This window comes from Sphingobacterium mizutaii (assembly GCF_900187125.1).
GTDB lineage: Bacteria > Bacteroidota > Bacteroidia > Sphingobacteriales > Sphingobacteriaceae > Sphingobacterium > Sphingobacterium mizutaii.
This window is the reverse complement of sequence record NZ_LT906468.1, coordinates 3,406,251-3,420,052: the sequence shown is the minus strand read 5'-3', so window position 1 is coordinate 3,420,052 and position 13,802 is coordinate 3,406,251. Positions and strand designations below refer to the sequence as shown.

Genomic DNA, 13,802 nt, shown 5'->3' with positions numbered 1-13,802 from the left:
TTACAAGGCTGTAAAGATAGGTAAACGGCAAATTATAAACTAATTTTATTGTGTATGGCAAAAAATGCAGATGCGAAAAGGGTGAAGATATTGGAGGCGGCAAAGCGTAGGTTTGCACATTATGGATTAGCCAAAACTACGATGGCGGAGATAGCCCAGGACCTGTCATTTTCTAAAGCATTACTTTACTATTACTTTCCTGATAAAAATAGATTATACGCCGCTGTATTTGAAATGGCTGTGGATGAGATTGTCAATGAAACGACTGAAAAGATCGCGCAATCTAAAAGTGTCAACGAAGCAATGGAAGCATTCTTGTGTACCAGGTTGCGTATTATCAAGGATAATTTCAATCTGTTTGAGTTCAGTTATTCGTTGCGAAATGAAATGCCACCTGATATTGAAGCCATTCTACCATCTTTGTTCGAAAAAGAAATCAAACAAGTTTGCTTAGTTCTGAGAAAAGGAGTGGAGACCAAAGAAATCGATGTAGAAGAAATTGAAATAACAGCTAAAATCCTCTTGATTTCTCTATTGGGAATGCGGATCGGTATCTTACAAGAATTCAAGAATCTTTTCCTGCCACCATCCAAAGAAGAGTTTGATTATATCTTAAATCTCCAGAAAAAGTTGGCGAAGATTTTCATCAACGGTCTAAGAGTTTAGATTCTTTCCCAAAATACTTTTTACGATCAAATGTGCATGGATCCTAGAGTTTTCTATAAACCATAGATGCGTATTCAATCCTCCGCAAACCACGCCCGCCAAATATAAGTTTTCAACGTTGGTTTCCATGGTTTCTGGATTATGTGCAGGGATGCAGGGAGCTATTGAAGGAACTTCAACCCCTATTTTTTCAAGGAATTCAAAGTTAGGGCGATAACCTGTCAAAGCCAAAACAAAATCATTCTCGATATTGATCAATCCTTTTGGAGTAGAAACCTGAACTTCTCTTTCCCCAATGCTGACGATGTTTGACCTGTAATGTACTTTTACTTCGCCATTGGTGATACGGTTCTCGATATCTGGACGAACCCAATATTTCACCCTAGGACTAACTTCCTTGCCTCTTATGATCAAAGTTACATCGGCGCCCTTCCTGTAGGTTTCCAGGGCTGCATCAATTGAGGAATTGCTTGCTCCCACGACAATGACTTTTTGATTCGCATAATAATGTGGGTCATCATAATAGTGACGGACCTTTTCCAAACCTTCTCCAGGGACCCCCAAATACATCGGGATATCATAAAATCCAGTGGCTACTATTACGTTTTTCGCTCTATATATTGATTTATTGGTAGTGACCTGAAAAGTGCCATCAAGTTTATTGATGGTCAATACCTCTTCAAATAGATGGGTTTTTAAATTGAACTTCTTTTCTACCCGACGATAATATTCTAGGGCTTCAGCACGCCTAGGTTTAGGGTTTGTAGTGACAAATGGGGTATCGCCGATTTCCAATCGCTCCGAAGTGGAGAAGAAAGTCATATTGATCGGATAATTGTATAAAGAGTTTGTTAAACAGCCCTTTTCAATGATTACATGGCTTAAGTTGTTTTTCTTTGCTTCAATTCCACAAGCGATCCCAATTGGGCCGCCGCCTACTATCAATACATCAATTAAGTTGTCCATTTGCCATTTCGATTTGTTCAGGATGTATAGAACTTTCCTTTTCCATCACATCCAGGGTAGATTTGTATAAATCTGAGGAAATTTTATTTAAGAATTGCAATTGTTCTGTAATTAATTTGGATTCCTCTGGATCCAATGTTTCAGGAGTGATCTCAGGAAAATCACTTACTGGAATAAATTCATCCGCACCTTTTATAGGAACAGCCTCAATGGACTTGCTGACATTCTGAAGGACCTTTTTCAGAAGGGTCAAGTGTTCCTTGGTGTAGTTAGTTTCCGTGGCTTCCGTCAATTGTGTCAACAAAGTAGCTCCATAAGAGGAAAGGATGTGGTTTAAGATCACCAATCGGTTGACCTCTTTAGTGCTCTTCTGTCTCCATTTCGGTTCCGATAGCATCCTTTGGAAGGTAGAACCCATATTGGCAGAAGCAATGTAGAGTTCCTTTCTGGAAAGCTTATAGCTTGTGACAGTGATTTCTTCACCTGAAAGGATCCGAACCGCTTGAGCGAGGTATTTGTAGTTGGCAATCAGCAATTGCCTGATATTGTTCTTGACCTGGAAACTCTCCCAGTTAGGGAAAATTATATAGCTCGACAAAAAGGCGATCATACCACCTAAAAAGGTGTCGAAAATCCTCTCTTTGGCCACTTCAAAGGTATTGAGACCTGAAAAACTCAACATGATCAAGACATAAGGGGTCATGAACATGACCGCCATAATATAATTTACTCGGAAGAGACTATAGGCAATCAGGAAGAAAAAGATCAAGATGACAAACCGTGCCACCTCTGAATGTACCGTCATCAAGATTATGGCACCTATGATACCACCAATGATCGTCCCAAGGAGACGCTGGAAATTCCTTTCCTTGGTCAATCCGAATCCTGGTTTCAAGATCACCATAATGGTCAGCAATATCCAATAACTGCCCATTGTACCTATGTTGAAAAAGTCAAGGTTGAACACGATATAGGTAATGGCCATCACAATAGCCATCCGTAGTGCATGTCGGAAAATACTTGAGTTGAAGGATAAGTTGTCCTTCAATTTTCTCGGGTCGATATGCTCGGTTTGGATAAACTTCGAAGCCTCTTCAATTTCCTGTTTCTTGATGCTATTCGGTCTTACAACCGCATAATTATAGATGTTATGGATAAAAATGCTGATGTTCCTGACACTGATCAAAATCTTTTTCAGCGGGATGCTATTGATCTTATCTTTCTTTTCAAGCGCTTCAATAGATCGCATGATATTCTCGATGTCTTCCTTGAAATTGTATAATGGCTTGGGAACACGGTTTGCATTCAGTTGATAGGCCAGGTGGTCCAATTCATTCGCTATTTTCAACAATAGATGCTTAAAGTCCTTTAAGATTCCCGTATGTCCATATTCCTTTTGGATCAGTTCATAATCATAATGCGTCGTCATGGACTGCTCGAAGAGGTCTACCACATCGTTAAAAGTCAAAGTCAAGTAACGACCGATCTTGGTGGTATCTTTAATGGATCTCTTGCTTTGGAATAGCAGGTCCCTTACATTTTCTTGATGCTCATGGACCTCAATCTGCTTATCAATGAGCTTGCTGTAGTTCTCGTCGATAGATTTATGGATATCATAGAAATTCGCCCGTAATCTGATGAAATCACCAACGTGCCTGATGGTTTCTGAGAGTTCCTGTTGGGCCAGTCGATAAGGCCTGGCTTGGGTAATCGAGAAACTGATGAGCATATACCAAACTGCTCCAAGGGTGAAATAGAAGAGGAGCATCATTTCCTCTTGAAAGGAATTGATATCATCGACATAGATCAACATGATCAGAATCCCCATTGAACCTACCGTAGCAGCACGGGCATTGAAGACTGCAAACATGGAATAGGTAAAACAAAGAAGACCCAGTACAATGGCCATGACCCAAATATTTCCATTCGCAAGAAAAGTGATGAACTGGGTCAAGATGCAGACGATTAAACAAGCAATCATTCCTGTTCTACGATGCGAAGGAGCACCCGGAGTATCCGATAGCCCTACTAATAATGCACCTAAAGAAATATAAGTTCCCAAAAGGAATTTGCCCAATGATGCACAAATCAAAATAGGAACAATACAACCAATGGTAATGCGTAGACCGTCAGCAAAATACTGACTGTAGAAGAAATTGCTTAATTCTTTGGTTTTTTTCATGTTTTGTTGAAACAAAGATACATAAGCAGTGGTTAAATTATGGAGTAAAATGCATGAAATTCAATAAAATCTTTAATTATCTCAAGGTTTAAACCGCGGATATGCAAAACTCTGATAACCATTCCTTAAATTGAAGGAAATGGGGAATGCTTAAAAAATTATCATTTTAAAAACTTTGCCTGCATTATCAAAATAGCAAATTTTTTGTTTGGTTAGTGTGAATAATACAATTAGTTACCGAAAAAGATATTAAAATGATATATTTGTGTTTGTTCACAAATCAACTATCAAAAATCAAGATACGTTACTTACTATGAGATTAAGCCAAAAGACATTAACTTTTCAGAATGAAGTCCTCACGAGGTTCGATTTATATAAAAGTTTGTTCTTGACTTTACCCTTCCAACGGGTAAAGCACACAGGAACTATTCTGCCATTTTTTACGACCCATTGTGAAAAGGGAGTGGAAGAGCATTTATCACCGGAGGTAATCATTGATAGTTTTTTCGGTCAGTATGAACAGTATGTTCAGGAAGATGACCGTTTGGACTTGTTGTTTCGCATTGTTCAATATATAGAACGTCAAGTTGTATTATTTGATGCGGTTGAAGATTCAGCGTTCAAGGCCGTTGGTAAAAGTGATGAAACCGGCGGATTAGAATCCATTTTTAATCTAGCGCAGACTAATCCACAATTGAAGAAACAGGTCGTTTCCAGGTTGAAGGATATGTCCGTAAGGTTAGTGTTGACTGCTCACCCGACGCAGTTCTATCCAGGACCTGTGTTGTCCATCATCAATGACTTGATTGATGAGCTCAAGAAAAACGATATTCCAACCATACACCTTTTGCTTCAGCAATTAGGAAAGACTCCATTTATTAATAAACAAAGTCCGACCCCGGTGGATGAAGCGATCAGTTTGGCTTGGTTTCTTGAGAATGTATTTTACAGTGTGGCATCAGGCATAGAAGCTAAAATTGAAGATGAACTAGAAATCAACCCTAAGGATGTAAATCATCTGATAGAGCTGGGCTTTTGGCCAGGAGGAGACCGTGACGGTAATCCAAACGTAACTTGGGAAAGCACGAAAAAGGTTGCCAATTTGTTGAGAACCATCCTCTTTAGGTGCTATTATCGTGACTTCAGGATCGTAAAAAGAAGAATTACTTTCAGGGGCGTCGAGCAGTACATGGAAGAGCTTCAAGAGTTGTTCTATGAAAACAGCTTCAACCCTAGTGATACTCCAGTCGATGAAACTGAGCGGATCTTACATAACTTAACAGAGATCATCCGTGTCCTGAAGGAAAACCACGATGGCTTATTCGTAGAGATTGTGGAAGACCTGAGAAGAAAAGTCCAAACTTTCGGCTGCTATTTCACGACACTTGATATTCGTCAGGACAGTAGTGCCTTGCGAAGTACCTTTGATTGGTTAGTTCAAACCTATCCAAAGGAGACAGGAATTAAAATAAAAGAAATTGAAGGCTCTGAAGAAGAGAAAGAAAAACATATCAAATTCACGGAAGCAACTTTAGAGTTGCAAGATGGTATTGACCCTCTTGTTGAAGATACCATCAAGGTTATCCGTCTGATCAAAGAAATTCAATCCACTGGAAGTGAAAGAGCGGTTCAACGCTTTATTATTTCCAACTGCCAGAAAGCTTCTGACATCTTAGGCTTGATGCAGCTATTCTTATGGGAAGGCTGGACCAAGAAAGACCTGACCATGGATTTTGTACCTCTTTTTGAAACCGTAGATGATTTGAAGCATGCTGCGGATGTGATGCGCAGTTTGTATTCAAATCCCGTGTATTCAGCTCACTTAAAGAAAAGAGGAAACAAACAGACCATTATGCTTGGATTCTCCGATAGTACCAAGGATGGTGGTTATCTGATGGCGAACTGGTCTATCTACAAAGCGAAGATTGAGTTGACGGCCATTTCTAGGGAGTATGATGTGGATCTGATCTTCTTTGATGGTCGCGGTGGCCCTCCAGCTCGTGGTGGTGGTAAAACCCAACGTTTCTACGCTTCAATGGGTAAAGAAATCGAAAACAACCATATTCAATTGACTATCCAAGGACAGACTATCAGTAGTCAGTATGGCTCATTGGATTCCGCAAAATACAATATCGAACAATTATTGCATGCTGGTCTGATATCTGACCTGCAACAAAGGGTAGGAGATACCTTGACCGCAAAACAAAAAGATGTGATCGACCGCATGGCGGCAGAGAGCCATCAGAAATTCTTGGAATTAAGGCATCATCCTTTGTTCCTGAAATATCTAGAAACCTTAAGTCCATTGAAATCGCTTTCCAACATGAATATTTCAAGTAGACCAATGAAGAGAAATTCAGGAAGGGAGCTGCGGTTGGAAGACCTCCGTGCCATCAGTTTTGTGACTTCATGGAGTCAGTTGAAACAGAATATCCCCGGATTCTTCGGTGTTGGCTCAGCCTTGCAATGGGCAGAGGACAATAACCTTTGGTCTTATGTGAAGAACCTATATGAAACTTCAGGTATGTTCAATACGGTAATCGACAACTGTATGATGTCTATGACCAAGTCCAATTTTGACATCACATCTTACATGAAAGATGATGCAAGATTTGGAGAATTCTGGACAATGTTGAAAGATGAATTCGATTTGACTAAGAAATATCTGTTGAAACTGACCGGTATGAAAGAATTAATGGAAAATTATCCAGTGGAAAGAGCATCAATTTTAGAAAGAGAAAAAATTATCCTGCCATTGTTGATTATCCAGCATTATGCCATCCGTTTGCTTGAAAAGCAGAAAATGGAGGAATCCAAAGCAGAAACATACCGCAAATTAATTGGCCGAACCATATATGGAGTGGTGAATGCAGGAAGAAATTTAGCTTAGATTGAATTTGAATTAGATAGAAATAGGCATTAATAGGGATATTTTTTTATTTTTGTGTGTTTTTAAAATAATAAAGCGATGAAATTAAATACATTATTAGTTGCAGCAGTTCTTGCAAGTACTTCTTTATCTTCTTGTGTTTTCAAAACGGCTGAAGAAAACCAATTGAAATACACACATACGACATTGGTTGATGGTGATGCGTATGCTTTCTTCAGACAAGTAGGGTCCATCGCACCTTATGAGGTTTCCTACGCAGAACATGTAGCTACTGTGGGTAATGCACAAGCAAAAGATGCTGCCGCTAAAGCTGCTAAGTTTTTCTCAGATATCCTTCCTAAAATGGATTCTTTGGCTACCAAGTACAAAGTTGATTTCCCAATCTTAGGAACAGAGAAATTCACAGGTGAAGGTCAAGAAAATATCGCAGTTGAACCTAATGAAGCTCCAGTGGTTGTTCAAGATTCTACTATTGCAGACTCTGTAGCTCCTTTGGCTTTGCAACATTCAAAAGTTTATTCTGACCAAGAGTACTTAACCCATATCCAACACCAAGTTGCTTTGGTTAAAGAACAATTCAGAAGACTTTCTCGTAATACCAATGAAGACTTGAGAGATTTTGCGCAATCTCAAACAGAAACTGTTGCTCAGTTGTTTACTGCCGTAGGTGGTAAAGCAGATGCCCATGCGCATCACTAAGCAAAGATAAATGACAGAAAACAAAATAGTTACAGGTATATTGTCGTATGGAATGTCCGGAAGGGTATTCCATGCGCCATTTATAGAGGTTAACCCCAACTTCGAATTAAGAGGAATTGTAGAGCGATCCAAGAAATTGGCGCAGGAAAGTTACCCAAACATCATCAGCTATGATTCAGTGGACGACTTGATCAACGATCCTGAGATTGAACTGGTCATCGTCAATACGCCAAATGATACCCATGTTGAATTCGCATTAAGAGCTCTAAAGGCCGGCAAACATGTGCTGATCGAAAAGCCTTTTGCGCCAACAGCTCCCGAAGCCAATGTGCTTTTTAAAGTAGCCGAAGACATGGGAAAACACATCTTACCTTTCCATAACCGCCGTTTTGATGCAGATTTCCTTGCGTTAAAGAAAGTGATAGTAAACAATGAGGTTGGACGTCCAATCGAATTGCATATTCGCTTTGATCGTTTTAAACCCGATTTAGGACCCAAGTTGTTTAAAGAAACTAAAGTGCCCGCTTCAGGGGTTATTTATGACCTTGGATCCCATCTTTTGGACCAAGCCATTTCTTTGTTCGGCAAGCCTAAAGCCATGACCAAGGTCAGGGGCGTGTATAGACCTGGATCGATTGTAGACGATTATGGTTGCATTATCCTAAATTACACTTCTGGATTAAATGTTTATATCACGGCCAGTCTGTTGGTGGCAAACCCACAAGCTAGTTTTGTGCTCCATGGTACCAAAGGTAGTTTTGTCAAGAACAGGACCGATGTACAAGAAGCGCAGTTGATCGATGGCATGTTACCGAATAATCCTGCCTATGGAATCGAACCGGAAGGGATGGAAGGTGTTCTGACGAGTCCTGATGAAGAAGGTAATTTAGTGTCTAAGTTTGTTCCTGCAGAATTAGGCAATTATATGGAATTGTTCAATGAAGTCTACCGTACGATTCGTGAAGATGAGCCTTATTTTGTCAGTAAAGACCAAATCCTTTGGCAGTTGGAGATCTTAGAACCGAATAAATAAAACTTCTATTTAATATAAAGTTTACATTTAGTTAATTTAGGATTTTTAACATTGTTAAACTTTTCAAATCTAATATAACGTGAGATATGCCGCTATTGATATCGGTTCCAATGCAGTCCGTCTGTTGATTGCCGATATTATTGTAAGAGAGAACGAAATCACATTTAACAAAAACACTTTACTTCGAGTTCCACTTCGATTGGGAGACGATGCCTTTATACATCAACATATTTCTGAGGGTAAATTTGAGAGCATGATCAAGACCATGAGTGCTTTCAGGAACCTGATGGATGTCTATAAAGTTTCCGATTATATGGCTTGCGCGACTTCAGCGATGCGCGATGCGGATAATGGAAAGGACGTTGTCAAGGCCTGTAGCGAAGCAGGTGTGGATATTGATATCATAGATGGAGCTATTGAGGCTCAGATCATTTATAATGTACATAGCCATACGAGCATGGATAGAAATAAGGTTTATCTGTATATCGATGTAGGTGGTGGTAGTACTGAGATTTCCTTGTTTGCAAACGGAGAATTAGTGGCTTCTAGATCTTTCAATCTAGGAACGATCCGTATCCTGGATAACCAAGATAACCCGGAGACTTGGGATGATATGAAGCTTTGGGTGAAGAATATTACCAAGGGTTACAAGAATATTTATGGAATCGGTAGTGGTGGCAACATCAACAAGTTGTCTCGATTGGCAAATGAAAAAGCTGATAAGCCCATTTCCTATGCGAAACTGAAAGCTTTATATGTTTACCTGAATTCGTATTCTCTGAAAGATAGGATCAATGTCCTTGAATTAAAACAAGATAGGGCAGACGTAATTATTCCAGCTTCCGAGATCTTCCTGACGATTATGAAAGTCGGTCACCTGAAGAATATCATGGCTCCGCGTATCGGTCTGGCAGATGGAATTATCCAAACGTTAATCAATAAAAATCTTAAGAAGGAAAAGGTCTAAATCCGTTGCAAAAATCAAAATAAAGAGTATTTTTGCGATGTCTAAGCCCAGGTGGCGAAATTGGTAGACGCACCATCTTGAGGGGGTGGCGCCCGATTGGGTGTGGCAGTTCGAATCTGCTCCTGGGCACCCTAAAAAATAATAAAGGAGTTATCTGATTTAGATAGCTCCTTTTTAATTTCCATCAATTAAGTCCAACAAAAATCCCCTTTGTCCTGAAAACAAAGGGGATTTTTTGTGGCTTATTAACAAGCCTGATATCTGCTATAGATTATTGGCCTTAGCTGTAATTTCAGCAATATCCAATACCTTGATTTCCTGTTCTTTTTCTTTCACCTTCACCCCATCGCTCAACATGGTCATACAAAATGGGCAAGCGGAAGCAACGATGTTCGCCTTCGATTCAATGACATCCTCGATGCGTTCCACATTGATGTCCTTATCTCCTTTCTCAGGTTCTTTAAACATCTGGGCGCCACCAGCACCACAACAAAGTCCATTTGACTTACAGCGCTTTAATTCGACCAAGTCTGCATCCAATACTTCCAAAGCTTTACGCGGAGCCTCATATACTCCATTTCCGCGTCCTAAATAACAAGGATCATGGAAGGTTATCTTCTTCCCTTTAAATTCATGTCCATCGGCAGGTCTCAACTTACCCTCATCGATCAAGGATTGGATCAATTGGGAATGGTGGATCACTTCATAATGGCCACCAAGACTTGGATATTCATTCTTGATGGTATTGAAACAGTGCGGACAAGCCGTAACGATTTTCTTGATTTCATAACCATCCAATACCTGGATGTTCATCATCGCCTGCATCTGAAACAAGAATTCATTTCCTGCACGTTTTGCCGGATCACCTGTACAACTTTCTTCTGTACCTAAAATAGCATATTTGATGCCTACATGTTGGAGGATTTTGCAGATGTCCCTAGTGATACGTTGCGCACGTTCATCAAAACTTCCAGCACAGCCCACCCAGAACAAAAGATCTGGACTTTCGCCCTTTGCTACCAATTCTGCAACTGTAGGTATATGTAATTGATTTTCCATGATTTTTAATTTTATTGATTTGCCCAATTCGCACGGTCTGCCTGTGAATATTTCCAAGGCGCACCGTTGTTCTCCAAATTCGAGAACATGTTATTGATGCTGGATGGAGCTTGTGATTCTTCCATCACGGCATACTGCCTTAAGCCTATGATAATTTCCAATGGATTGATGTTGACCGGACATTGCTCCACGCAGGCATTACAGCTTGTACAAGCCCATATTTCCTCTCGGCTGATATAGGTGTCCAATAATGCTTTTCCATCCTCTACAAAGCTTCCATTCTTGTCGATATTCTTTCCAACCTCTGCCACACGGTCCCTGGTGTCCATCATGATCTTTCGAGGGGAGAGTAATTTCCCCGTAATATTGGCTGGACAGGCCGAGGTACAACGACCACATTCGGTACAGGTATAAGCATCCAAAAGATTCTTCCAAGTCAAATCCTGGACATCCTTTACCCCAAATCTACTAGGTTCGCCGGTAGGTGGGGGAAGGCTTGGATCCAACATCACTTTTACCTCCTCTGTTACGGAAGGCATATTGTCAAATTCGCCTTTTGGTTCCAATCTGCTGAAATACGTATTTGGGAATGCCAATAAGATATGTAAATGTTTGGATATCGGTAGATAGTTCAAAAATGCCAAAACCCCAACGATATGGAACCACCAACAGAATCTTTCAATCCCGATCAATACCGAAGGTGAATCTGGAAGGATTCCCAGTAGATAGGAACTGATTGGAAAGGAACCCACTGCATGGTATCCTTCTACCCCTAGGACCTGTAATTTTAGGTCAGCGGCATTCATGGTCAAAAATGCAGCCATCAATAAGATTTCAGCCGTAAGGATCAGGTTCGCATCAGTTTTTGGCCAATTGTTCAGCTCGCTCTGGTTCAAGCGCTTTACCTTCAAAACATTTCTGCGAATCATAAAGACCACACAGCCCATCAGTACCAAGAAGGCCAAGATCTCAAACGAGAAGATCAAGAAATCATAGAGTCCGCCCAAGGCTTCTGAAAATACCCGGTGAGTACCAAACAAACCATCGATCACGATCTCCAACATCTCTATATTGATGATCACGAATCCTACATAAACAAACAAATGGAGCAAAGCTGGAATCGGTCGCTTGAACATCTTCTTCTGTCCAAAGGCTACCAACAACATAATTTTTATCCGTTCTCCGGGTTGATCAAAGCGATCAACGGATTTACCCAGCTTAATATTTCTATAGATTTTACTCGCGTTCCTATAGAATAATACCAAGGCCGCCAGTAAGATAATACCAAAAATCAGTTGACTTATCATAGTTTAATACTTAGGTTAACAAATATAATTAATCAGATTATACTATGCATGCATAATAAATTATTTAGAAAGATTAAAAATAATTGTCAGGATTCAATAACGATTAAGAGCCTGGAAATCAAGTTAAGTATAATAATTGATACAACAAATAGCCCTTAAAATTAAGCCCCATTTTGTATATTGCAAGCTATTATCAACCTTAAAAAACAAGTCTCCTGTGATAAATAATGTGAATTTCTGGTAATTACCGCGATTTCCCACAGAGGCTAAATTTTACAAAAAAGCAAGAGATGGCAAATAGTAACAACAGCTTTGATGTAATCGTCATTGGATCTGGGATCTCCGGGGGATGGGCAGCAAAAGAATTTTGTGAGAAAGGATTCAAGACCTTGGTCTTGGAGCGTGGTTTTGATGTGCAGCATGTTAAAGATTATCCTACCGCCTATATGGATCCTTGGCAATTTGACCATCATCTGCAAGTCCCACTAAAAATCAAACAGGATAATCCAATTGCGGCCCGATGCTATGCTTTCAATGAAGATGCCATGCATTTTTTCACCAAGGACAAGGATCAGGAATACGTACAGGAGAAACCTTTCGATTGGATCCGTGGCTACCATGTAGGGGGCAAATCTTTGTTATGGGCACGGCAGGTGCAACGCTGGAGCGACCATGATTTTACAGGACCAGCCCGGGATGGCTTTGCCGTAGATTGGCCAATTCGATATGCCGATATAGCCCCTTGGTATAGCCATGTAGAAAAGTTCATTGGTGTTTCAGGTAATCGGGATGGTAATGCCGCCATGCCAGATGGTGAATTCCTTCCCGCATTCGAATTAAATGCCGTGGAACAGATGATCCAAAAGAAATTGCCAAGCAAGTACAAGGACCGTCAGGTAATTGCCGGTCGTTGTGCACATATTACAGACCCACAACCTATCCATATTGAACAGGGTAGGACCAAGTGCCAGAACAGGACCATGTGTCAACGGGGATGTCCATTTGGAGGTTATTTCAGTTCCAATGCCTCTACTTTGCCATGGGCAGCCAAAACGGGTAATTTAACTATTAGGCCTAATTCCATCGTGGAATCTATTATCTATAGTGAGGACCAACAAAAAGCCACAGGGGTGAGGATAATTGATGCCGACACCCAGAAGACTTCCGAATATTTCGCGAAGGTGATTTTTGTGAATGCCTCTACCATCGCCAGTAACCAGATTTTATTGAATTCCAAATCCAAGAGTTTTCCAAATGGATTAGGCAATGACTCCGGTCTACTTGGTAAATACATCGCTTTCCATAATTATCTAGGTTCCATTTCAGCAAGCATCGAAGGTTTTGAAGATATGTACTATTACGGTCGTAGACCGACCCAACCCATCATCCCTAATTTTAGAAATGTAAAGAGGCAGGAAATGGATTTCCTTCGCGGTTATGCTTCATTCTTTGGAGCCTATCGAGGAAGGGGAGGAAGCAGTGAAATGCAGGTAGGCGGAGATTTTAAGGATAGCCTATCGGAAGTAGGAGGATGGGGAATCGGCATGATGATGCAAGGGGAAACCATTCCCAAAGAGGAAAACCATGTCCGCCTAAGTCCTGATCTCAAAGATAAATTTGGGATGGCGCAGCTGATCTTCCACGTGGGTTATGACGACAATGACCAAAAAAGCATGCAAGATTTCCTAGATCAAGGGGCAGAGATGTTGGATTATATCGGGGCTAAGAATATCAGTCAGCACAATAGCAAACAAAACCCGGGCTTGGATATCCACGAGATGGGGGGAGCAAGGATGGGGTCCGATCCTAAAACCTCTATTTTAAATAAATGGAATCAGGTACACGAATGCAAGAATGTCTTTGTCACGGATGGAGCAAGCATGACCTCAACAGGAACCCAGAATCCATCATTGACCTTTATGGCATTGACAGCCCGAGCTGCTAATTTTGCCATGGATGAAATGAAAAAGGGAAACCTATAGATTTAAGATATTTAGCACAGGGCTGGAAATAAAAAAAGGATCAACAATGGT

At 40.5% G+C, this 13,802-nt stretch carries 10 protein-coding genes and 1 tRNA gene; 7 read left to right on the top strand and 4 right to left on the bottom strand.

Annotated elements, in window-relative coordinates; translation table 11 throughout:
• The first annotated feature begins 54 nt into the window (after window positions 1-54).
• Window positions 55-666 (top strand): TetR/AcrR family transcriptional regulator, encoded by a 612-nt coding sequence (locus tag CKW03_RS14855; protein WP_093098294.1) that lies wholly within the window; start codon window positions 55-57, stop codon window positions 664-666.
• On the opposite strand, the gene CKW03_RS14850 is transcribed toward CKW03_RS14855, so the two are convergent.
• Window positions 655-1,632: a YpdA family putative bacillithiol disulfide reductase gene (locus CKW03_RS14850; RefSeq protein ID WP_093098292.1), complete on the bottom strand. Its 978-nt coding sequence runs from the start codon at window positions 1,630-1,632 to the stop codon at window positions 655-657. The two genes, CKW03_RS14855 and CKW03_RS14850, sit on opposite strands and share 12 nt — an antisense overlap.
• A complete protein-coding gene (locus CKW03_RS14845) occupies window positions 1,616-3,814 on the bottom strand; it encodes an FUSC family protein (RefSeq protein ID WP_093098291.1) in 2,199 nt (732 codons plus the stop codon). The genes CKW03_RS14850 and CKW03_RS14845 overlap by 17 nt, the downstream gene beginning before the upstream one ends.
• Window positions 3,815-4,127: 313 nt before the next feature.
• Between CKW03_RS14845 and CKW03_RS14840 the strand changes: the two genes are divergently transcribed.
• From CKW03_RS14840 to CKW03_RS14820, 5 genes are all read left to right on the top strand, one after another.
• A complete protein-coding gene (locus CKW03_RS14840) occupies window positions 4,128-6,704 on the top strand; it encodes a phosphoenolpyruvate carboxylase (RefSeq protein WP_093098289.1) in 2,577 nt (858 codons plus the stop codon).
• A 78-nt stretch (window positions 6,705-6,782) separates the two neighbouring features.
• Complete coding sequence (locus CKW03_RS14835; protein ID WP_093098288.1) at window positions 6,783-7,403, top strand: hypothetical protein; 621 nt, start codon at window positions 6,783-6,785, stop codon at window positions 7,401-7,403.
• Between the two features lie 10 nt (window positions 7,404-7,413).
• Entirely contained in the window at window positions 7,414-8,436 is a 1,023-nt protein-coding gene (locus CKW03_RS14830; RefSeq protein ID WP_093098286.1) for a Gfo/Idh/MocA family oxidoreductase, read from the top strand.
• A 79-nt stretch (window positions 8,437-8,515) separates the two neighbouring features.
• Window positions 8,516-9,403, top strand: a complete 888-nt coding sequence (locus CKW03_RS14825; protein WP_093098285.1) for a Ppx/GppA phosphatase family protein — start codon at window positions 8,516-8,518, stop codon at window positions 9,401-9,403.
• 45 nt (window positions 9,404-9,448) lie between these two features.
• Window positions 9,449-9,532, top strand: a tRNA-Leu gene (locus tag CKW03_RS14820).
• A 135-nt stretch (window positions 9,533-9,667) separates the two neighbouring features.
• Here the strand turns inward: CKW03_RS14820 and CKW03_RS14815 are convergent.
• Window positions 9,668-10,462 carry a (Fe-S)-binding protein gene (locus CKW03_RS14815; protein WP_093098283.1) on the bottom strand — a complete coding sequence of 265 codons (795 nt, stop codon included), beginning with the start codon at window positions 10,460-10,462 and terminating at the stop codon, window positions 9,668-9,670.
• A gap of 11 nt (window positions 10,463-10,473) precedes the next feature.
• Window positions 10,474-11,769 (bottom strand): 4Fe-4S dicluster domain-containing protein, encoded by a 1,296-nt coding sequence (locus tag CKW03_RS14810; RefSeq protein ID WP_093098282.1) that lies wholly within the window; start codon window positions 11,767-11,769, stop codon window positions 10,474-10,476.
• Between the two features lie 290 nt (window positions 11,770-12,059).
• Between CKW03_RS14810 and CKW03_RS14805 the strand changes: the two genes are divergently transcribed.
• On the top strand, window positions 12,060-13,751 hold the full coding sequence (locus CKW03_RS14805; RefSeq protein ID WP_093098280.1) for a GMC oxidoreductase: 1,692 nt from the start codon (window positions 12,060-12,062) through the stop codon (window positions 13,749-13,751).
• The last annotated feature ends 51 nt before the right edge of the window (window positions 13,752-13,802 follow it).

What these genes read in the sequence shown, in the direction of transcription:
- CKW03_RS14855 (WP_093098294.1), top strand. Translation starts at nt 55, where the DNA reads ATGGCAAAAAATGCAGATGCGAAAAGGGTGAAGATATTGGAGGCGGCA.
- CKW03_RS14850 (WP_093098292.1), bottom strand. Translation starts at nt 1,632, where the DNA reads ATGGACAACTTAATTGATGTATTGATAGTAGGCGGCGGCCCAATTGGG.
- CKW03_RS14845 (WP_093098291.1), bottom strand. Translation starts at nt 3,814, where the DNA reads ATGAAAAAAACCAAAGAATTAAGCAATTTCTTCTACAGTCAGTATTTT.
- CKW03_RS14840 (WP_093098289.1), top strand. Translation starts at nt 4,128, where the DNA reads ATGAGATTAAGCCAAAAGACATTAACTTTTCAGAATGAAGTCCTCACG.
- CKW03_RS14835 (WP_093098288.1), top strand. Translation starts at nt 6,783, where the DNA reads ATGAAATTAAATACATTATTAGTTGCAGCAGTTCTTGCAAGTACTTCT.
- CKW03_RS14830 (WP_093098286.1), top strand. Translation starts at nt 7,414, where the DNA reads ATGACAGAAAACAAAATAGTTACAGGTATATTGTCGTATGGAATGTCC.
- CKW03_RS14815 (WP_093098283.1), bottom strand. Translation starts at nt 10,462, where the DNA reads ATGGAAAATCAATTACATATACCTACAGTTGCAGAATTGGTAGCAAAG.
- CKW03_RS14810 (WP_093098282.1), bottom strand. Translation starts at nt 11,769, where the DNA reads ATGATAAGTCAACTGATTTTTGGTATTATCTTACTGGCGGCCTTGGTA.
- CKW03_RS14805 (WP_093098280.1), top strand. Translation starts at nt 12,060, where the DNA reads ATGGCAAATAGTAACAACAGCTTTGATGTAATCGTCATTGGATCTGGG.